This window comes from Rhodoferax lithotrophicus (genome assembly GCF_019973615.1).
GTDB lineage: Bacteria > Pseudomonadota > Gammaproteobacteria > Burkholderiales > Burkholderiaceae_C > Rhodoferax > Rhodoferax lithotrophicus.
Window position 1 is genome coordinate 443,959 of sequence record NZ_AP024238.1, and the last position, 21,214, is coordinate 465,172.

General features: G+C 54.3%; 19 protein-coding genes. 5 read left to right on the plus strand and 14 right to left on the minus strand.

The window, feature by feature from the left end; translation table 11 throughout:
- The first annotated feature begins 5 nt into the window (after positions 1 to 5).
- Both LDN84_RS02035 and LDN84_RS02040 read left to right on the plus strand, forming a co-directional pair.
- Entirely contained in the window at positions 6 to 431 is a 426-nt protein-coding gene (locus LDN84_RS02035; protein WP_223907441.1) for a hypothetical protein, read from the plus strand.
- Between the two features lie 3 nt (positions 432 to 434).
- The gene (locus tag LDN84_RS02040; RefSeq protein WP_223907443.1) at positions 435 to 581 is read left to right on the plus strand and encodes a hypothetical protein; all 147 of its coding nucleotides are present in this window, start codon (positions 435 to 437) and stop codon (positions 579 to 581) included.
- A gap of 106 nt (positions 582 to 687) precedes the next feature.
- Here the strand turns inward: LDN84_RS02040 and LDN84_RS02045 are convergent, their stop codons facing one another.
- The 8 genes from LDN84_RS02045 to argB form a co-directional block, all read right to left on the minus strand.
- A complete protein-coding gene (locus LDN84_RS02045; RefSeq protein WP_223907445.1) occupies positions 688 to 1,452 on the minus strand; it encodes an enoyl-CoA hydratase in 765 nt (254 codons plus the stop codon).
- Positions 1,453 to 1,621: 169 nt separating this feature from the next.
- Complete coding sequence (locus tag LDN84_RS02050; protein ID WP_223907448.1) at positions 1,622 to 2,818, minus strand: acetyl-CoA C-acyltransferase; 1,197 nt, start codon at positions 2,816 to 2,818, stop codon at positions 1,622 to 1,624.
- A 20-nt stretch (positions 2,819 to 2,838) separates the two neighbouring features.
- On the minus strand, positions 2,839 to 5,238 hold the full coding sequence (locus LDN84_RS02055) for a 3-hydroxyacyl-CoA dehydrogenase/enoyl-CoA hydratase family protein (RefSeq protein ID WP_223907452.1): 2,400 nt from the start codon (positions 5,236 to 5,238) through the stop codon (positions 2,839 to 2,841).
- Positions 5,239 to 5,291: 53 nt separating this feature from the next.
- Positions 5,292 to 5,750 (minus strand): DUF2147 domain-containing protein, encoded by a 459-nt coding sequence (locus tag LDN84_RS02060; protein WP_223907455.1) that lies wholly within the window; start codon positions 5,748 to 5,750, stop codon positions 5,292 to 5,294.
- Positions 5,751 to 5,785: 35 nt separating this feature from the next.
- A complete protein-coding gene (locus tag LDN84_RS02065) occupies positions 5,786 to 7,582 on the minus strand; it encodes an acyl-CoA dehydrogenase C-terminal domain-containing protein (protein ID WP_223907458.1) in 1,797 nt (598 codons plus the stop codon).
- A 27-nt stretch (positions 7,583 to 7,609) separates the two neighbouring features.
- Positions 7,610 to 8,284 (minus strand): TetR/AcrR family transcriptional regulator, encoded by a 675-nt coding sequence (locus LDN84_RS02070; protein ID WP_223907462.1) that lies wholly within the window; start codon positions 8,282 to 8,284, stop codon positions 7,610 to 7,612.
- A gap of 131 nt (positions 8,285 to 8,415) precedes the next feature.
- Positions 8,416 to 9,057, minus strand: a complete 642-nt coding sequence (gene slmA / locus LDN84_RS02075) for a nucleoid occlusion factor SlmA (protein WP_223907465.1) — start codon at positions 9,055 to 9,057, stop codon at positions 8,416 to 8,418.
- A gap of 94 nt (positions 9,058 to 9,151) precedes the next feature.
- The gene (gene argB / locus LDN84_RS02080) at positions 9,152 to 10,042 is read right to left on the minus strand and encodes an acetylglutamate kinase (RefSeq protein WP_223907468.1); all 891 of its coding nucleotides are present in this window, start codon (positions 10,040 to 10,042) and stop codon (positions 9,152 to 9,154) included.
- 63 nt (positions 10,043 to 10,105) lie between these two features.
- Between argB and LDN84_RS02085 the strand changes: the two genes are divergently transcribed.
- Together LDN84_RS02085 and LDN84_RS02090 are read left to right on the plus strand one after the other, a co-directional pair.
- The gene (locus LDN84_RS02085) at positions 10,106 to 10,276 is read left to right on the plus strand and encodes a hypothetical protein (protein WP_223907471.1); all 171 of its coding nucleotides are present in this window, start codon (positions 10,106 to 10,108) and stop codon (positions 10,274 to 10,276) included.
- A 108-nt stretch (positions 10,277 to 10,384) separates the two neighbouring features.
- Entirely contained in the window at positions 10,385 to 12,733 is a 2,349-nt protein-coding gene (locus tag LDN84_RS02090; protein ID WP_223907474.1) for a methyl-accepting chemotaxis protein, read from the plus strand.
- A gap of 49 nt (positions 12,734 to 12,782) precedes the next feature.
- Here LDN84_RS02090 and LDN84_RS02095 read toward each other — a convergent pair whose 3' ends face one another.
- Entirely contained in the window at positions 12,783 to 13,265 is a 483-nt protein-coding gene (locus LDN84_RS02095) for an acyl-CoA thioesterase (protein ID WP_223907476.1), read from the minus strand.
- Between the two features lie 38 nt (positions 13,266 to 13,303).
- Here LDN84_RS02095 and LDN84_RS02100 point away from each other — a divergent pair, with 38 nt between their 5' ends.
- A complete protein-coding gene (locus LDN84_RS02100; protein WP_223907479.1) occupies positions 13,304 to 15,175 on the plus strand; it encodes an ABCB family ABC transporter ATP-binding protein/permease in 1,872 nt (623 codons plus the stop codon).
- 112 nt (positions 15,176 to 15,287) lie between these two features.
- Here LDN84_RS02100 and LDN84_RS02105 read toward each other — a convergent pair whose 3' ends face one another.
- The 5 genes from LDN84_RS02105 to LDN84_RS02125 all read right to left on the minus strand — a co-directional run bounded on the left by LDN84_RS02105 (position 15,288) and on the right by LDN84_RS02125 (position 21,212).
- Entirely contained in the window at positions 15,288 to 16,346 is a 1,059-nt protein-coding gene (locus LDN84_RS02105) for a 3-deoxy-7-phosphoheptulonate synthase (protein ID WP_223907482.1), read from the minus strand.
- A gap of 81 nt (positions 16,347 to 16,427) precedes the next feature.
- Positions 16,428 to 17,444, minus strand: coding sequence for an alginate O-acetyltransferase AlgX-related protein (locus LDN84_RS02110; RefSeq protein ID WP_223907485.1), 1,017 nt, complete (start codon positions 17,442 to 17,444; stop codon positions 16,428 to 16,430).
- 49 nt (positions 17,445 to 17,493) lie between these two features.
- Entirely contained in the window at positions 17,494 to 18,477 is a 984-nt protein-coding gene (locus LDN84_RS02115) for an alginate O-acetyltransferase AlgX-related protein (RefSeq protein ID WP_223907487.1), read from the minus strand.
- A gap of 27 nt (positions 18,478 to 18,504) precedes the next feature.
- Entirely contained in the window at positions 18,505 to 19,200 is a 696-nt protein-coding gene (locus LDN84_RS02120) for an alginate O-acetyltransferase AlgF (RefSeq protein ID WP_223907490.1), read from the minus strand.
- 44 nt (positions 19,201 to 19,244) lie between these two features.
- Positions 19,245 to 21,212, minus strand: a complete 1,968-nt coding sequence (locus tag LDN84_RS02125; RefSeq protein ID WP_223907493.1) for a polysaccharide deacetylase family protein — start codon at positions 21,210 to 21,212, stop codon at positions 19,245 to 19,247.
- Positions 21,213 to 21,214: the final 2 nt, after the last annotated feature.

Here is a 21,214-nt window from a genome sequence, read left to right on the forward strand (position 1 = left end):
CCATCATGACAATCCACACACAACAGCTGCGTAAACTCTGCCTCACGGCGCTGCTCACACTGGCAACCAATGCCATGGCGGGCAATCTTTTCACCATGAATGGCCGTGCTGTCGAATTGGTTCCATCGAGTACCGTGGCCAGCAAGGCCACAACGGCCGCCTCAGCACCGCTTATCACGGTGAAAGATGTGGCCTCCGGCCAGGTGAAGGTGTACGCCAGCGGACTGATCATCACCCTCAAAGAAGTCGGCACCTTGCAAGCCTTGCTGAGGGATTACCCGGCCATACAGCTGCAATATGCACCAGGGAAATATGCCTATGTACAAGTCTCCAGCGCCGCTTTGGCCAGCACCTTTGATGCGTTGAGTGCCGACCCCCGTGTGGAGGCTGTCCACCTGCGTCCGGTGCCGATACGTATCAAGCCACGTTAAACCATGGCTCACACCACCCGCAACCCGCTCAATCGGTCACTTCAGACAAGTCCCTGTTTGTCTACAGTGCCACAGGTTGTGGGCGGCGGGCTTCGTACCGAGGTGAATACCCTGCTGCCGGAAGAGGCGTTTGAGTACCTTGACAAATGACCATGAGACCGCCAGCAGTCCCGTGTCAGCAGGCGGTGTCTTCCTGAGATTGCTATCGTATAAATAGCTGCACGCGCTTATTCGATAAGCGCTACAGACCTATTTTTTATAAATTTGAGAAATCCGGGCGACGTTTTTCAAGAAACGCCCCAAAAGCTTCTCGAGCGGCAGGCTCACCCAGCAGTCGGCCAAAAATAGTTCCTTCTTCCGCCATATGGGTCGCCACCAGTGCGGCTTGACCCTGTTTCATCAGGCGTTTGGTCATCAGCAGAGGTTGCAAGGGTTTGCTGGCCAAGCGCAGAGCCTGGTGACGCGCCAGCGCGTTGGCCTCGGTCGGTGGCACGATGCGACTGATCAGACCCATCTCCAACGCGGCCTCGGCGGTGAACGGATCACCCAGCAGCAAGGCTTCAGCGGCACGGCCATGCCCCATGCGTTGTGGTGCCAGCAGGCTGGATGCGGCCTCGGGGCACACGCCCAGGTTGACAAACGGCATGGAAAACATGGCGTTGTCACCCGCATAGACCAGATCACAATGGAACAGCATGGTGGTGCCAATACCCACCGCCGGGCCACACACGGCAGCCACCACGGGTTTGCTGAAGGTGCTGATGGCACGCAGAAATCGGAACACCGGCACGTCCGGTGACACCGGTGGCGCTTTTAAAAAGTCCGCAATGTCGTTGCCCGCACTGAAGACACTTTCATGCCCCTGGATGACAACCGCACGCACCCCATCGTCAGGTTGGGCATGGGTCAGCGCATCGGCCATGGCGGCATACATGGCGGCGGTGAATGAATTTTTTTTGTCCACCCGGTTAAAGGTGATGGTCATGACCCGCTCTGCGGTGTCGATCAGGATGTCTTGCATAGATAAAACTCTGGGAATTTCAGATGAATAAAAGCGGTGATTGAATCACTTTTTGTTGCCTATGACGCGACAGACAGCACAACAGGCTGGCACTGCGGTGCGTTTTCATGCATGACTGCGCTCAAAATCCATCAAAAAGACCACCCGAAGGTGGTCTGTGTGTGCGTGCTTAGACGCGCTCAAAGATACCGGCGGCCCCCTGGCCCATGCCAATACACATGGTCACCATGCCGTATTTGCCCTGGGTGCGTTGCAGCGCGTGGATGACCGTGGCGGCACGAATCGCCCCGGTGGCCCCCAGCGGGTGACCCAGCGCAATGGCCCCGCCCATCGGGTTGACTTTGTTCTGATCCAGCCCCAGGGTGTTGATGACCGCCAAAGACTGGGCGGCAAAGGCTTCGTTGAGTTCGATCCAGTCGAGCTGATCCAGCGTCAGACCGCCGTTTTTCAGGGCGGCCGGGATGGCCTCAATCGGGCCAATACCCATGAACTGCGGCGGCACACCCTTGGCGGCAAAGCTGACAAAACGTGCCAGCGGCTTCAGGCCAAATTGCTTGACCGCTTTTTCGCTGGCCAGAATCAAGGCCCCCGCGCCGTCGGAGGTTTGTGAGCTGTTGCCCGCCGTGACCGAGCCACGTGCGGCAAATGGGGACTTGAGCTTGGCCAGACCTTCCAGTGAAGTGTCGGGGCGGGCTCCCTCGTCCACACTCACCACGCGTTTTTTCTCGATCACTTCGCCGGTGGCCAGGTTGGGGCTGCGGTCGGTGACCTCGATCGGGGTGGTCTCGGCGCTGAAATAACCCGCTGCCTGGGCCGCCAGGGCACGCTGGTGGGACTGCAGCGCAAAGGCATCTTGCGCCTCGCGGCTGACCTTCCACTGGGTGGCGACTTTTTCAGCCGTCAGGCCCATGCCGTAGGCAATCCCCACATCCTCATCCCTGGTAAAAATGCTGGGCGAGAGCGAGGGGGTATTGCCCATCATGGGCACCATACTCATGCTCTCGACACCCGCTGCAATCATCACGTCGGCCTCACCCACGCGGATGCGATCAGCCGCCATCTGAATGGCACTCACGCCAGAGGCGCAAAAACGATTCACGGTGATACCCCCCACGCTGGTGGGGAGACCCGCCAGTACCGCACCGATGCGGGCGATGTTCAGGCCTTGTGGCCCTTCTGGAATGGCACAGCCGCAAATCACGTCTTCAACCGCCGCGGGATCAAGCCCCGGCACTTGTGCCAAAGCAGATCGCAACACGTTGACCAGCAGGTCATCCGGGCGGGTATTTCGGAAATATCCACGATGCGACTTGCCAATGGGGGTGCGTGTGGCGGCAACGATGTAGGCTTCTTGAACTTGTTTCATAGGTGTCTCTTGATCAGTGGTTAGTTGCGCACAGGTTTTCCGGTAGACATCATGCCCATGATGCGTTCTTGCGTCTTGGGGTTGCCCAGCAAGGCACCAAAGGCTTGGCGTTCCAGCGTCATCAGGTACTCTTCATTCACCAGGCTGCCCGCATCCACGTCACCGCCACACACTACGCCGGCGATCAGGCTGGCGATGTAGAAGTCGTGTGTACTGATGAACCCTCCATCACGCATGTTGACCAAGCTTCCCATGATGGTGGCCTGGCCTTGACGGCCGGCCACTGGAAACTGGCGCTTGAGCGGTGCGCGGTAGCCGCTGGCATACAGGGCTTTGGCTTCGTTGAGGGCCACATACAGCAGCTCGTCTTTGTGGGGAACGATCACGTCGCTCTCTAAAAGATAGCCAAGTTTCCTTGATTCAAGGGCGCTGGTGCCCACTTTGGCCATGGCTGCGGCGGTGAAGCCTTCGGTCAGGAAAGGCAGCAGGTCTTTGCCGGTGGAGTTGGCGGCATTTTCTGCGGCACGCCGGGCAATGTAGGCCAGGCCACCTCCACCGGGCACCAGGCCGACACCCACTTCCACCAGGCCAATGTAACTTTCCATCGCCGCCACCCGTTTGGTGGTGTAGGCGGCCAGCTCACAACCGCCGCCCAAGGCCAGGCCGCGCACGGCAGAGACCACCGGCACGTTGGCATAACGCAGCTTGAGCATGGCTTGCTGCATCTCGAACTCGGCCCCTTCAATCGCTTTGACACCGCCCATCATGAAGGCCGGCAGCATGGCTTGCAGGTCGGCCCCGGCGGAGAACATCTCGTCATTGCTCCAGATCACCATGCCTTGGTACTTGTCTTCAGCCAGGGCCAGACCTTGCAGCAAGCCTTCGATGACATCCGGGCCAATCGCGTGCATTTTGGTCTTGATGCTGGCGATGACCACCTCGTCATCCAGCGTCCACAGGCGGATCGCATCGTCTTCATGCAGCGTGGTGCCTGCGGTGCTGGCCGACGGTGCGTTCGCGCCCAGCACACTTTCCGGGAAATGCTGGCGGGCATACACCGGCAAGCTGCGCGTGGGCACAAATTGGCCGGTGCTGGGGTTCCAGGAACCTTGTGGAGTGTGCACACCACCGGCATCAGCCACCGGGCCGCTGAAGACCCAGTCGGGCAGCGGGGCGTTGCACAGGGCCTTGCCCGCGTCAATGTCTTCCTTGACCATGTTGGCCACCGTCAGCCAACCAGCTTCCTGCCAGAGCTCGAACGGGCCTTGTTTCATGCCAAAGCCCCAGCGCATGCACAAGTCGACATCGCGGGCGTTGTCGGCAATTTCGGCCAGGTGCACAGCGGCGTAGTGGAAGGCGTTGCGCAAAATCGCCCACAGGAACCGTCCTTCTGCACCTTCGGCGTTGCGCAGCAGTTGCAGGCGCTCGGCGGCAGGCTTTTTCAGCATGCGGGTGTAGACCTCGTCGGCCTTTTGACCGGCTGGCACGTAGTCTTTGCTGGCCAGATCAAAACGCATGATGTCGCGCCCGACCTTTTTGAAGAAACCGGCCTTGGATTTCTGGCCCAGGTTGCCCATTTCCAGCAGGGTCTTGAGCACCTCGGGGGTGGCAAAGCTGGCGTAAAAGGGATCGGTTTCCAGGCTCAGGGTATCCTGCAAGGTCTTGATCACGTGGGCCATGGTGTCCAGACCCACCACGTCGGCGGTGCGGAAGGTGCCGGAGCTGGCGCGGCCGAGTTTCTTGCCGGTCAGGTCATCCACCACGTCATAACTCAGGCCGAAGTTTTCCACCTCTTTCATGGTGGTCAGCATGCCGGCCACGCCAACCCGGTTGGCAATGAAGTTGGGGGTGTCTTTGGCCCGCACCACACCTTTGCCCAGCGCACTGGTGACAAAGGCTTCGAGCTTGTCCAGAATGTGTGGCTCGGTGGTGGGGGTGTTGATCAGCTCCACCAGCAGCATGTAGCGCGGTGGGTTGAAGAAGTGAATGCCGCAAAAGCGCGGTTTGAGTTCTTCGGGCAGCACTTCGCTCAATTTGGTGATCGACAGGCCGGAGGTGTTGGAGGCGACGATGGCCGTTGGTGCAACGTAAGGTGCGATCTTTTTGTAGAGATCAAGCTTCCAGTCCATGCGCTCGGCAATGGCTTCGATGATCAGGTCGCAGTCACGCAACTGCTCCAGGTGTTCTTCGTAGTTGGCTTGGCCAATCAGGGCCGCATCGGTGGCCACACCCAGCGGGGCCGGCTTGAGCTTTTTCAGGCCCTCAATCGCGCGGGTGACGATGCCGTTTTTGGGGCCTTCTTTGGCGGGCAGGTCAAACAGCACCACCGGCACTTTGCAATTGACCAGATGAGCGGCAATTTGCGCCCCCATCACGCCGGCGCCGAGGACGGCGACTTTTTTCACATTGAATCTAGACATGTTGTGTTTCCTGAAATGTCATGAAAGAAACTGAATCCGTGGCCGCTAGGGGATCACAGCACGCGCACCCAGGTCTGGGTGCGTCCGAAGAAGGCGATGGAGCCACGCACTTCAAGCTTTTTGCCGCCCTCCACCGGGGTCAGGCGCAAGGTGTATTCCTTGCCGTTTTCCGGGTCCAGAATCTTGCCGCCTTCCCAGACTTCCTTGCCCTCCACCTGCTTGGCCCCGCGAATGATTTCCAGGCCCAGTAGAGGTTTGTCCTTGCGGTCATCCGAGCACTCTTTGCACACGGCTTTTTGGTCGGCATCCTTGCGCAGCAGCTTGTCAATGCGCCCTTTCAGCACGCCGCCGTTGTCTGCAATGACGATCAGGCTTTTGACTTCGCCGGTTTTGTCGTCAATGCTGTGCCAGTTGCCCACCGGGGACATCTGGGCCGATGCAGCACCGCAAGACGCAATCAAAATAAGAGCAGCTTGCGCACGTTTTAAAAAGGCCAGGGCCTGATTTGTCATGTAAGTCTCCGGTTGTAAGTGTTTGGGGCTCAAGTTCAGGCCAGAGCGGCATCGGTGTCCATCAAGACCTTGCTGCCCGCACGTGCGGTGCGCATGGCGGTGGCGGTCTCGGGGAACAGCTTGGCGAAGTAGAAGCGTGCAGTTTGCAGCTTGGCGACATAGAACGGGTCAGTGTTGCCCGCCGCAATCTGGCGCAACGCCACTTGTGCCATCCGTGCCCAGAAGTAGCCAAACACCAGATGACCGGCCACGCGCAGGTAGTCCACCGCAGCGGAGCCCACTTCATCAGGGTTCTGGAAGCCTTTGAAGCCAATTTCAGTGGTGAACTTGGTCATTTGCTCACCCAGCATCGCAATCGGGGTGATGAATTCGGCCATCTTCTCATTCACGCCTTCTTCGGCCACCAGGGCCCCCACCAGCTTGCCGAATTTCTTCAGCGTCGCTCCGTTGTTGCCCAGCACTTTGCGGCCCAGCAAGTCCAGGCTCTGGATGGTGTTGGTGCCCTCGTAAATCATGTTGATGCGGTTGTCGCGCACAAACTGCTCCATGCCCCATTCCTTGATGAAGCCGTGGCCGCCAAACACCTGCATGCAGGCGTTGGTGGAGATGTGGCCGTTGTCGGTCAGGAAGGCTTTGCAGATCGGGGTCAGCAGGGCCAGCAGTTCGCCGGAGTCTTTGCGCACTTTTTCATCGGGGTGGTTGTGCTCTTTTTCCAGCAACATGGCGCTGAAGCACAACAAGGCGCGGCCACCTTCGGCGTAGGCCTTGGCGGTGAGCAGCATCTTGCGCACATCGGGGTGCACCAGGATCGGGTCAGCCGGCTTGTCCTTGGCCTTGGGGCCGGTGAGCGAACGCATCTGGATGCGGTCTTTGGCGTAGGCCAGCGCGTTCTGGAAGGCCACTTCAGTCAGGCCGAGCGACTGGTTTCCGACACCCAGGCGGGCGGCGTTCATCATCACAAACATGCCTTGCATGCCCTTGTTGGGCTGGCCGACCATGGTGCCGACCGCACCGTCGAGCACGATCTGCGCAGTGGCATTGGACTTGATGCCCATTTTGTGTTCCAGGCCGCCGCAGTAAATGCCGTTGCGCTCGCCCAAAGAGCCATCGGCATTGACCAAAAATTTGGGCACGATGAACAGGCTCACGCCCTTGATGCCGGGGGGCGCGTCGGGCAGGCGGGCCAGTACCAGGTGAATGATGTTGTCGGCCAGGTCGTGCTCACCGGCGCTGATGAAAATCTTGTTGCCGGTGATGCGGTAAGTGCCGTCGGCTTGGGGTTCGGCCTTGGTGCGCATCAGACCCAGATCGGTGCCGCAATGCGGTTCGGTCAGGCACATGGTGCCAGTCCATTCTCCGCTGGTCATCTTGTGCAGGTAGGTGGCTTTTTGCTCGGGTGTGCCGTGGGTGTGCAGAGCGGCGTAGGCCCCGTGGGTCAGGCCGGGGTACATCGTCCAGGCCTGGTTGGCCGAGTTCATCATCTCGTAGAAACACTGGTTGACCACCAGGGGCAGGCCCTGGCCACCAAACGCGGGGTCACAGGCCAGCGCGGCCCAGCCGCCTTCAATGTACTGTTTGTAGGCGGCTTTGTAACCGGTGGGGGTGGTCACCGCGTGGGTGGTGATGTCGAGCTGGCAGCCCTCAGTGTCGCCAGAAATGTTCAGCGGCAACAGCACATCGGTGGCGAATTTGCCGCCTTCTTCCAGCACGGCGTTGATGGTGTCGGCATCCATGTCGGCATGGACCGGCATGGCTTGTAAATCAGCCGTGACGTTGAGCATTTCGTGCATGACAAATTGCATGTCGCGCAGTGGGGGTGTGTAAACAGCCATGGGGTTTCTCCTGGAAAAAATGAGGGGTCAGACAGAGGGTGGGGTCACGCCAGCGGCAGCCTTGCCGTAACGCAGCAAAATGTTTTCAAACCCGGTGTTGGCACGTTCTGTGGCCCCCGGGTTTTTCAGAAAGCGGGCTTCGTAGTGCAGTGCCAAAATCAAGCCGTGAATCTCAAAGGCCATCTGGGACTCGTCAGCATCGGGTACCAGGTGGCCCTCATCTTTGGCTTGCACCACGGCGCGGTGTAGTGCCGCCAGCCAGGTTTGCACCGAACTGGCCAAGGCATCACGCACCGGGCCAGGGCGGTCATCAAACTCGACGGCACCACTGATAAAAATGCAGCCGGACTGGATTTCAACGGCCACACGCTTCATCCAGTTGGCAAACAGGGCGCGTACCCGGGGCAGGCCACGCGGGGCCTCCATGGCCGGGAAAAAAACTTCGTCATAAAAGCGCTGGTAGTACTCACGAATCACCGAAATTTGCAGTTCTTCGCGCGAGCCAAAATGGGCAAACACCCCTGATTTGCTCATACGGGCAATTTCTGCCAGTGCGCCTATGCTCAGGCCTTCCAGGCCAATTTGTTGCGCCAGACCCAGGGCCGCTTCCACAATGGTTTGTTTGGTTTGCTGGCCTTTTTGCAGTGCCCGCGAGCTTTTGGAGCTGCTGCTAGGGAGGGGCTTCTGAAAGGTGAGTGACATGACAATGTGGCAATAAAAGAACGATCGTTCTATTTTGCAGCATTTCCAATGTCAGTGTGTCCCCTTCAGGTGGTTTAGGGGGGCTTTTCTAGGCGATTTGCGGGTAAACACCTAGGTGGATGGGCCTCGTATCACAGCATCAGGGACAAGCCCGCTTCCAGTTGCTCGCTGGCCGGGCGTTTGAAGTCCGAGCGCACATAACGCTGCAAGCGGCCACGGGCAAAGGCCACTAGCACCATGGCGCTGATCTGGGCATCCAGCGTGGGCGTGGCGCTTTCAGCTTGCGCCACATCGCCACGCAGGCATTGCTTCAGGGTGGCTTCGATCTTGTCAAAAAACAGGTTCATGCGCAGTTGCAGGCGTTCATGCTCCAGCACCAGGGCATCTCCCACCATGACGCGGCTCATGCCGGGGTTTTTCTCGGCAAATTTGATCAGCAGGGTGATGATTTGCCGGGCTTTGCGGTGGCCGGGCTCATGGGTTTGCGCCTCAATCTGGTTGATCAGGGCAAACACCGACTGCTCGATGAAATCAATCAGCCCCTCAAACATCTGCGCCTTGCTGGCAAAGTGGCGGTACAGCGCCGCCTCACTCACCTGCAGCTGCTTGGCCAGGGCGGCGGTGGTGATGCGTTCACCACCAGGCTGCTCCAGCATGGCCGCCAGGGTTTGCAAAATCTGCACCCGCCGCTCACCCGGCTTGGGCCGGGGTCTGGCCGGTGTGGCCTTTGCGCCTGTGCCGTCTGGCCGTGGTGGGTGTTCGGTGTCTGGCATGGGTTGAGGCCGGTGGAGGGTGGCAGTTTTGTATAAGAAATAGGCCTCTAGTGCTTATTTATCAAGCGCAAGCAGCTCTATTTTGTATAGCGTTTTAGTGTGATCGAATCATCGTGCCAAAGGCTTGATCGGTCAGTATTTCCAGCAGCAGCACGTGGGGCACGCGGCCATCAATGATGTGCACCGAGTTGACACCACTCTTGGCAGCATCGAGTGCGCCGGCAATTTTGGGCAACATGCCGCCTTGAATAGTGCCATCGGCAAACAGCTCGTCAATACGCTTGGCCGTCAGGTCGGTCAGCAGTTCGCCAGCTTTGTCGAGCACGCCGCTGATGTTGGTGAGCATCATCAGCTTTTCGGCCTTCAGCACGGTGGCCAGTTTGGCCGCCACCACGTCGGCATTGATGTTGTAGCTCTCGTTGTTTTCACCAAAACCAATCGGGCTGATGACCGGAATGAAGGCATCGTCCTGCAGGGCTTTGACCACGCTGGGGTCGATGCTGACAATGTCGCCTACCTGGCCAACATCATGCTCTTTGGTGGCATCGGCGCTGTCGAGCATTTTGAGCTTTTGGGCGCGGATCAGGCCGCCGTCGCGCCCGGTCAGGCCCACCGCCTTGCCGCCGGCGTGGTTGATCATGCCGACAATGTCTTGCTGCACCTCACCGGCCAGCACCCATTCGACCACTTCCATGGTTTCGGCATCGGTGACCCGCATGCCCTGGATAAATTCGCCTTTTTTGCCCAGGCGTTTGAGCAGGCCCTCAATCTGCGGGCCACCGCCGTGCACAACCACCGGGTTGATGCCGACCAGCTTGAGCAGCACCACGTCTTCGGCAAAAGCCTGCTGCAAGGCCGGGTCGGTCATGGCGTTGCCGCCGTATTTGATGACCATGGTTTTGCCGTGGAATTTGCGGATGTAGGGCAGCGCCTGAGCCAGAATGTCGGCTTTGTCGCGGGGTGTGATGTGGGAAACGTTGGTCATGATGGGCTCACGGTTCAATCTGAAGGGCGAAAAATATCAGGAAATACCGCCAAATTGTGCCGCATGATTTTGAAATTTCCGAATGCAGGGATGGCCTGGGTTCGCGACATGACAGATCGGCTTGACAATGACGGCGTTGCACCTGCGCCGCGGATGGATGTCTTTGTGCAAAAAATGTGCGGTGGCATGGATCGTCGTTTTCCCGACCCTCAAACTGACCCAGAAGTGATGTGATTTTGAGTCGATAAGGTTTGCCGCGTGTTGGTTCGAACGTGTTTTCTGGTGGCGTGGTGCTTTGGGCTAGGCTCTAAAATTTGCCGAACTCAGTGGTTGGAAATCAAAATGAAAAAAATAGTTGTTGATTTGCTTAATTTGTCCCTTTGGCAGCCTGCTGTTGCCTTGATGCGTGGGCTTAAATTTTCGGGCAAGATGGCACTGATTGCGACGGCTATTCTGGTGCCGCTGATCTTCTTGTTATGGCAGATGGTGGACAACCATCTGCGTGACATCCATTTCGTTACCAAAGAGCGTGCCGGGGTGCGGTATGCCAGTGCCATTTACCCGGCCATTGATTTGATGGCGAAATGGCGTCAACAGGCACGGAATGCGGCGTATGGTGACAACGCCGACGCGTTACCTGAAACGCGTCAAGCCTTTGACAAGGCCTATGCGCAGTTGCAGGCGCTTGATGCTGAACTGGGGTCGAATCTCAATACACATGCCGGGTTTGCCGCATTGAGCCGCGCGGTACAAACCGCACAATCCGTTCAGCCGAAGCCTGGTGTGAAGGCGGATCCCGATGTCGTCTTAAATGGCATGGTGGATGTCTCGCGCTCGCTGGCGGATTTACTGGACAGTGTCACGGATGGTTCTGGCTTGATCTTGGACACGGAATTGGCCAGCTACCACTTGATGAGTGCGGTGATGTTGCGTGCACCAGATGTGATTCAGAACACACTTGAAGTTCGTGGCTTGGTGCGCTCTGCATTGAAAGCCGGGCAAATCACTCCTGCCAATGCCGAACGGTTGCATGGTTTTGTCATGTTGATCATGCGGGATACCGAGCAAGCCAAATTGTCTCTGGACAAGGTGCAAAAAATCGCCCCGGACTACGGTGCACATCTCACTCGGGGTGCGGTTGTGGCGACCGACAATTTACGGCAATTGGTGCACACCATTGTTCCAACCGGGGCGAGCGAACTCACGGGTGATGTGAGCGCTTTCATGAAGGTTGCCAATGACACCATGCAAAGCCAGTTTCATCAGGTTGAAAAGAATCTGCAGGTGCTCGATCACATGCTGGCGGATCGTCAGGCCAGTTTGCTGCGCAGGTTGTGGCTGGAGTTGAGCTTAGCCGTGTTGTGTTTGTTGCTGGCGACCTATCTGTGTATCGGGTTTTACAACGTCATGAGCCAAGGCTTCACGTCGCTGCGCCGTCACTTGATCAGTATCTCCATGGGCGACTTGCGTTCGCCGATTCAATACCATGGGCGTGATGAAGTGGCAGGCATGCTCAAAGAACTGTCCAACATGCAACTGGCGCTGGCGCAGACTATCCACGAAGTGCAGGAAGCCAGCGATTTGGTGGTCACGGCCAGCATGGAAATTGCCCAAGGAACGCAGGATCTGGCGGGCCGCACCGAATCTGCCGCTGCGGCGCTTGAAGAATCTTCTGCCGCGCTGGAGCAAACCAACTCCACCGTTGCCATGACGGCAGAAGCTGTCGGCAAAGCTTCTGAAATTGCCACGGGCAATGCCAATACGGCCAGTCAAGGTGGGGCAGTGATGCAAGACGTTGCCGACACCATGGAGCGTATTCAGGGTTCGTCCAAAAAAATCAGCGACATCATTGGGGTGATTGATGGCATTGCGTTCCAAACCAACATTCTGGCGCTTAATGCCGCGGTAGAAGCCGCCCGCGCCGGGGAGCAGGGTCGAGGTTTTGCTGTGGTGGCAACTGAAGTTCGGGCGCTGGCCGGGCGCAGTGCCGCAGCAGCCAAAGAAATCAAAACCCTGATCACCACCAGTACGGATGAAGTGACTCGCGGTTCGAGCATTGTGCGCCAGGCCAGCGAGCACATGCACCAGATTGTTGCCAGTGCTGAGCAGGTTAAAAACCTGTTGGACGAAGTAGCCAATGGTGCGCGTGAACAAAGTCTGGGCATTGGTCAAATTGGAGAGGCTGTCCATGAGCTGGATCGAAACACCCAAGCCAATGCGGCTTTGGTTGAGCAAACCGCTGCCTCATCCAGTCACCTGAGCAAAGTTGCTGTGCGTATGGCAGCGCAGGTGGATGAGTTCCGGCTGCCGAATGCCAAAACCTCCGCACTGGTGGAAGGTATTGACGTGGATGCCATCATTGATGGTCATCGGCAATGGAAAGTGAAGCTGCGTGATGCCATAGAAAATGGTGACCAGGTTGATGTGGCTACCTTGTCATGTGATAACTGTTGCTCTTTGGGCAAGTGGATTTATGCTGACGGCCAACGTTTGCGTGAGCGATCCAGTTTTACGACGCTGGTCAACAACCATGCCCACTTTCACCAGGTGGCTGGTCAGGTGGGGCAGTTGATCAATGAAGGACGCTACGAGCAAGCTGAAGATGCCTTGTCCCCCAATACACCTTTTACACACGCTACCAGCGATGTGGTCAAGGTGTTGTCAGCTGCGAAGCGGCTGGGTTTTGTATAAAGGGTTGGCCACTTCTTTTTCATCACGTCCTTGAGGCTTCCTTGACGCTTCAACTATCCGCTGGTTTGGGAACTTCACGCGGGTGACCCTGATCATCAATGGCCACGTAGGTGAGCGAGGCTTCGGTTACTTTGGTGTATTTACCCTGCAGCCTGAAGTGTTCGGCGTAAACCTCCACCTTGACCGTGATGGAGGTGCGGCCAATACGTACCAGCTTGCTGTAAAAGCTCAAAATATCGCCCACGCGTACGGGTTGTTTGAAAATAAATTCGTTGACCGCCACGGTGGCCATGCGTCCTTGGGTGTAGCGTGCTGGAATCACGGCACCAGCCAAGTCCACCTGGGCCATGACCCAGCCACCAAATATGTCGCCGTTGGCGTTGCAGTCACGCGGTAGCGGAATCACCTTCAGCACTAATTCTTCATCGGTCGGTAGTTGTACTTGCTGTGCGCTGCTTTTGCGGTCAGTTTTGGCCGTTGTTACAGACGGAAGCGATGTTTCGGGCTGCGTATCAAAGGGGTTTATAGACATGGGCACAATCCTAGGGTTGTTTTTTCAGATTGTCCCCTATGCGCCGTCATTCATCCTCCTCCCATAGCGGAACCAGTGCCAGTTCTTCATCTGTGAGTGGTCCAACTGCCTTGGTTCCACGTTCGGATTGGGCCACGTTACAGCGCTTGTTTCCGTATCTGTGGCAATACAAATGGCGTGTCATTGCCGCACTGGTTTTTATGGTGGGTGCCAAGCTGGCCAACGTGGGCGTTCCACTGCTGCTCAAGGAATTGGTGGACACCATGAATCCCAAGGCAGGTGTGGGTGCCGAGGCTTTGTTGATTGTGCCGTTGGGTTTGCTGGTGGCCTATGGTCTGTTGCGCTTGTCAACCACGCTGTTCGCCGAGCTGCGAGAGTTGATTTTTGCCAAAGCCACCGAAGGCGCATCTCGTTCCATCAGTCTGCAGGTGTTTCGTCATTTGCATGCATTGAGTTTGCGCTTTCACCTGGAGCGCCAGACTGGGGGGATGACGCGTGACATTGAGCGCGGCACGCGAGCCGTGCATTCACTTATCAGTTACTCTTTGTACAGCATTTTCCCGACGTTGATTGAGGTGACGCTGGTGCTGGGTGTTCTGGCGGTCAAGTTTGATGCCTGGTTTGCCTGGATCACCATCGCGGCCCTTATTCTCTACATCCTCTTCACCATTGTGGTGACTGAATGGCGAACCCAGTTCAGAAAGCAGATGAACGATCTGGATAGCACCGCACACAGTCGCGCCATTGACTCGCTGCTGAATTACGAGACCGTCAAATATTTCAACAACGAAGAGTTTGAAGCCAAGCGGTATGACGACAATTTGGAGCGTTACCGCAAGGCTGCACTCAAAAGCCAGACCACGTTAAGTCTCCTCAACACCGGCCAGCAGTTGATTATTGCTGCGGGGTTGGTGCTTATGCTGTGGCGTGCCACTCAGGGTGTTGTGGATGGCAGAATGACATTGGGTGATTTGGTGATGGTCAATGCCTTCATGATTCAGCTCTATATTCCACTTGGGTTTCTGGGCGTGTTGTACCGCGAGATCAAGCAGGGCCTGACCGACTTGGAGAAAATGTTCACGTTGATGGAGCGTGAACGCGAAATTGCCGATCTGCCCGGTGCGCTGCCGCTGGCCCTGGTGGATCAAAGCGCCATCACGCTGAAGGCCAACCCAGGCCATGCCAGTGTGAGCTTCAGAAATGTTCAGTTTGCCTATGACCCCGCGCGTCCGATCCTGCATGACATCAGCTTTGACATCCCGGCGGGCAAAACCGTGGCGGTGGTCGGTCCGTCCGGCTCGGGCAAGTCGACTCTGGCACGGCTGCTGTTTCGTTTTTACGACGTGCAAAGCGGCCAGATCCTGATTGCCGGGCAAGACATCAAACAGGTCACGCAGGCCAGTGTGCGCCAGGCGATTGGCATCGTGCCGCAAGATACGGTGCTGTTCAACGACACGGTGGAATACAACATTGCCTATGGCAAGCCTGGGGCCACACGCGAACAGGTGGTGGAGGCAGCCCAGTCGGCCCACATCCACAACTTCATTACCGCTACGCCCAAAGGCTACGACACCATGGTCGGCGAGCGTGGGCTGAAACTCTCGGGCGGAGAAAAACAGCGTGTGGCCATTGCCCGCACCCTGCTGAAAAATCCACCGATTCTGATTTTTGACGAAGCCACCAGTGCGCTGGACAGTGCCAATGAGCGTGCCATCCAGGCCGAATTACAAAGCGTGGCGCAAAACAAAACCACTCTGGTCATTGCCCACCGCCTGTCGACAGTGGTGGATGCGCACGAAATTCTGGTGATGGAGGCTGGCCACATTCTGGAGCGTGGCTCCCACGCCGAACTACTGGCTGCCAACGGCCGCTATGCACAGATGTGGGCGCTGCAGCAAAGTTCGGAGTAGCTGAAAACGGAATCATGTTTCCATGAGGGTTTTCCGGCTTCGAGAAGCCGCTATCGGACGGACTGCGTGTGACTCAGCTCCGTGTGGGCTTCTTCTGAAGGCCATTTGTCATTCAACGGGCACGGGTTTTGAGCCGCAGAGCTGCTTCACGCAGACCACTGGCTGTTGCATCCCAACCTAAGCACGCATCGGTGATAGACACGCCATAACGCAGGTCCTGCGGTTGACCAAGTTTCTGGTTGCCTTCAAACAAGTTGGATTCGAGCATCACCCCTTTGATGGACTGGTTGCCATCTACGATTTGCCCCACCACGTCTTTGAGTACCAGGCTTTGCAGCGCATGGTTTTTACGCGAGTTGCCATGGCTGCAGTCCACCACAATGTTGACGGGAAGTTTGGCTTTGGTGAGTTCGGCCTCGGCTTCGGCCACAGCCACCGAATCGTAATTAGGCTGCGTACCGCCTCGCAAGATCAAGTGACCGTAGGTATTGCCACGGGTTTGGGTCAAGGCCACCTGTCCATCACCGTTGATGCCCAAAAAGGTATGTGGTTGGGCTGCCGAGAGCATGGCGTTCAGGGCGACATCCAAATTGCCATCGGTACCATTTTTGAAGCCAACAGGGCTGGATAAGCCGCTGGCCATTTCACGGTGGGTTTGACTCTCTGTGGTGCGTGCACCAATGGCGCTCCAGGCAATCAGGTCACCCAAATATTGGGGTGTGATCGGATCAAGCGCTTCTGTGCCACAGGGTAAGCCCATGTCGTTCAGGTCGACCAGAAGCTTGCGAGCAATATGAAGACCTTCTTCAATATGAAAGCTGTCGTCCATGCGTGGGTCGTTGATCAAACCCTTCCAGCCAACGGTTGTTCGCGGTTTTTCAAAGTACACCCGCATCACAATAAACAGCTGGTCTTGGAGTTCATCTGCCAAGGCTTTGAGTCGTTGTGCATAGTCTTTGGCCGCAGAAATGTCATGTATTGAGCAGGGCCCCACCACGACCAACAGGCGTTTGTCCTGCCCTGTGAGGATGTTTGTCACGGTGTTGCGCGCGTGACTGACGGTTTGGCTGGCGCGGACTGTCGCTGGCACTGCATCGTGCAGGGTACTGGGCGGGAGCAAAGCTTGCTGCGCCACAATATTCAGGTTTTCAAAAGCGTTTGGAAAGGTCATGATTTAGAATGAAATTGGGCTCTAGGCCTTTAAATTAAAGCGTGAGTAGCTATAAATTTTGAATGCAATAGAGCTGGCGCGTTAAGGCTTGCGAAATTTGCTCGATGCCACCAGGGCTGAGACACGTTTCAGCCATTCCTCGTTATTCATCACGTAACGGGTTTCACGAAACTTGTAATCGGGTGGGGCCTTCATGTCGCGCTCTGGCAACTCCCAAATCAAGAGTCTGGGCGGATTGGTTTGGAAGGCTTCATCACGCAGGTAGCTTTCCATGCCCACCCATGATCCTTGATCGGCACTGACGGCCACACTGGTTACATCGCGCTGGAAAACAAAGCGAAGCGCATCAGAAAAACCAGTCCAATCTTTGGAATAGCTGCTGCCCATCAGTGCGATCTGTGGCTCCGCTTGTGCGCCTAATAAATCAGCTTGGGCAGAGGGTGCACGAACTACGTTCACTTGAGCCACCATTTCCGGCGCGAAAACAGGTGAATTTTCCGGAAGTTGATTCACCAGGTCCCGGCCTTTGGATGCACGTTTGCGATTGGCAATTTTGATGCTGTATGCCACCGCGGGCGTGGAGTCGACAAGTTTTTGCAGAACGGGACTACGTCCTACTTCTTCCTTGATGGCTTGTGCTGCCGTCATCGCTCCGGTTGGAGTCCAGTGAGAGTCCAGTCGAAAAAACAGGGGCGTATCACTTTTTCGATGGGCATCATTCATGAATGCAGTGTTTAAATCAACGGTTGAAACCCCGCCGGAATTCAGTGCTCCAAGTAATTGCTTGTAATGACCAGCCATGTACTCATCGATTTTGACCTCATCAGGTAAATACTCAGAATAAATACGCATCTTGATGGGTACCATGGCCACCAGCAAGCTGGTTCCATGGTCGCTCAGAATTTTGCTGAATTTACCAATAAGGTTGATGGATTGATTGATGGGCGCGTCATCGTTCGATGTGGCGATTTCATAACGATAAAAAAGCCATTCGTCTTTTCCTATCAATGCCGTAGCTGGTTCAGCTGACCATACTGGTTCTGATAAAAATACAGATAAATAAAGCACAAATAAATATTTGGCTAATTTGGTTTTCATTGGTAATTTACTTGTGCTTGGTGGATATTGTGCGAATAAATTATTAATTTTATTTGAGTGAGGCCTCTATTTTTGAAACCCACTCATTGTTGTCAATAATGTATCGAGTATCTCTGTATTTGTAGTTTGGTGGTGACCGTAATTCACGTTCAGGAATTTCCCAGATAATGACTTTGGGCGGATTGGATTTGAAGGCATCATCGCGCAAATAGGCATCCATTCCTACCCATGGACCTTGATCTACCGGAATCGAAATATCGAGAAGATTTCTTTGCAATGTGTAACGAATCGCATCTGGATAGCCCGTATTTTTATTGGTGTAGCTGCTACCAATCACCGTGATTGCGGTGGTGTCACCACTTCCGAGTAATCCTGCATTGGATTCAGATAGTCTATTGACATTAAATTTCAACATTTCTTCGGGTGGGTAGGTCGGGGCCCCCTTGGGCAGCAATTTGACCAAATCGCGGGTGCGAACTTTCACCTTGTTGGTTGCCCAGGTCAGGGTGTATTTTTCTTCAGGCGTTTTAGCCAGGGCTGATTTGAGTTGGGGATTGTTGGTGAATTCTGACTGGATGGTCTCGGCTGCTAGTAATGCACCGGTGAAAGACCAGTGTGTATCGAGTCGAAGGAACAGAGGGGTATCACTGTTGCGGTTTGGGCTATTTAAAAAAGCTTGTTTTAAGCTCACCACATTCACGCCTGATGCGCGTAAGGACTTCACTGCTGACTCATATTTACCAGAGGTGTAACTGTCCAGACCTAAGCCATCAGGCAGTTGATCGTAGTTAATGGTGATTTTGGAAGGAACCAGTACCAATGCCAGCGTAATGCCTTTTTTTTCAAAAAGTTTATTTGCCTTGATCAGCGTTTGGATCGTCGCTTGTGTGTCTTCACTGTCTGACGGTTGGGCAAATTCATAGTGGATAAAAAGCCAATCATTTTTCCCAATGATGGTTGGTGAATCTGCCGCCTGTGCGACTATGCAGAACATGGAACTTGCAATAAATGCAGATTTAATCAAATTTTTCATATGAATACTCCAGTATGAGGAATAGAATTATTTTCCGGTATAGCGTTCAATCTTGTTTTGAATGACATAGCTTGAAACGTTGGTGCCAGATTTTGGTAGTAAAAAAATACTGTATGCAGCTCCTTGAGTCATATCCAGTGTCGCCAAAGCCAAGGCGCTTGTTTCACCCGTTTTACTGGCTTTTAATTCAACTTTGATGGGATTGACTTGAATGGCATTCATTGTTCCATACGCCATCCCGGTAAAAACTTTCGTTTTACCGTTGCTGGTGGTGATGTCCATAGAGGTATTCTGAAGCGCCAATTGATAAACTGACAGCATGGACTTTAGTTTATTGGTGCCTTTTTTGTCTTCAAAAACAACAGGTTTGGATGCTGGTTGGGAAGACGTAAAAGCAACTGTTAAAGCCGCACCCTGGGTGACATCCAAAGACATCATCAGAGCGGCTTGTGCTTTGCCAGGGGAATGTAATGAGAGGGTATGTTTGCCTGATTCGACAACCATATAGTCAGAAACTTGTCCTGCTGTAACGGACGGCACCCGGACCTTACCATCGACATGGACAGCCATTTTTGAGTTGTTGTCTGCGGGAACCAAAACGCGCACATAGGCTGAATCAACCGGTGGTTCCGGGTCATACAGCAAGCCTGTGGATTGAGCTTGAGCTATCGAATAAAAAAAGAAAGTCAGAGCGAATTGGGCTATATATTTAAATTTTGACATATATTGAAAATATTTATTAATTTTAATATTTATCGTTTAGATGATCATTTTGCATGATCAAAACGAAGAAGCCAGCTGTATTTTCCTGGTTTAATATTTTCTAATTTAACTGCTGCGCGCCATGGATCGGTTGGAGTAATTGAAACATCCTTCAAATCATTTCCATCAGGTATCAAACGTAATGAGTCATTTGGATAGGGTAAGTTTATCAAAACAGATGCGGAATGGCGGAGTGGTTCCACTCCGGTGATATTCACGGTTAAACGAGGTATGCCCGCTTTAGTATCCAGATCGATGTGAAGGTGCTGACGCTCGCGCCACCAATCCACGACTTCACCTGCTGTGGCTGACCATATTTTTTTGGAAGGGTTGGCAAACTTGGTTGTAATTTCATCCAGTTCTTCGGGGGCGAGCAAACTCTGATTCGGAAATCGAATGATCGACAGCGCACCGGCCTCGGTTGAGAGGTCAAATTCAGTCAAGAATTGCTTCAATCCATTGTCTGGGTTTTGCTCCATGGCATCCTCTGGTGGCGTGATCGTACGGGGCAAAACAATAAGTGATGTTGCCGCATTAGCCACTTCTTTGGTCGTTGGTGGTAGGAAAGGCTCTCTGACATCGGTCCTATCCATGAACGAAACAAAATAAGAAAACCCTAAATTGGTGAGTAATTTCTCGGTACTTGCATCTTGCGATTCAATGGGAGCATGAAATCCAGCGTTGGCAGGAAGCGTAAAACCAGCATCACGCATCTCCTGTAGCAGTTTTTTAAGTCGCTCTGCCTGCATTTCTGATGATTGGCCTTTAAAGCCTTCAAATCGATCCCCTAGGTAGGCAATTTCATTTCCCTTGCTTTGTAGGATTTTGAGGGTTGCTGCGGATTTCGCGGCAACTGATGACAAAACAAAATAAGTGATATGTACCTTGGCTTTAGCCATTGCATCAAAAAATTTCAAATCAACATCATCGGCGACATCAATAACATCTACTGCAACTGTGAGTGCGTTGCTATAAGGATGTGGCCATGATCCCAGATAGACATCCGGCAATCTAAGCAACCATAACAATGAGTTATGGGCAATGGCTTCCATCGCTTTTTGATCAGCGGAGCGCCAAAGACGCTCCGGGTAACCTACGGCAACAACTCTGGAAAGAGTACCTGAAGGCAAGGCTTTTTCATTGAAGACGATGCTGTGACCCGGTTGGTCCAGGCCATTGATGCGTGACCAGTCCAAAATTTTGGCTGAAGCCTGCTGGCTCTGGAGGTGTAAGGGGTAGATGCCTTTGACACGTTCAAGCCAAACTCTTTGCCCGGCAGGCAAGCTATGAACAATCGGGGTGCCTCCATAGGTCATTAAAAAATTGACTTCTTCTTCTTTTTCGGTATCGCCCAAGACTTTAATGTCCAAGGTGTTTTCCATGAAATCAAATCCTTGCCATGCACCAGCTTCATCGCGTACACCCACAAGCCAGGTGGCTAATATGCTACCGCCGAGAGCGCGGAACCTAGTTATAGATTGTTTTTCTCTTTTTGACAGTGCCACGCTGCTTGGTAATACCAAGACGCCTGGAACACTGGCTTCAAGTTGCTCAACTGTAGTGATGGTCTGAAATGGTATTTTGTATTTGCGTAAAAATATTTCCCACACACGCACGTTGATTTGGGCATCTACACCACCCGTTGCCAAGAATTTTTTATTTGTTGGTGATGCGTACAGGATGACTTGTTTGAGCAGTGGTTTGAATATTGAATCCTGTGTCATTCCAGTCGGTAGGAATCTTGTGCTGACAAAGGACTCACTCGCGCTGGTTGCAAGAGTCGTCGAAGCTGGAGTTTTGCCAGCAGTTGCCTTGAAAATGTCAGGAGGTAAAAAAAAGTGATCTGGCAAGGCTACTGCTGGTGTATTAGTTGTAGTTACAGTGGTTTTTTCAGGCGCAGTACTACACGCCTGAAATAAGGTTAAAAGTGCAATTAAAGAAATATTTTTCAAAATGTCAAAAGTAATTTTCATGG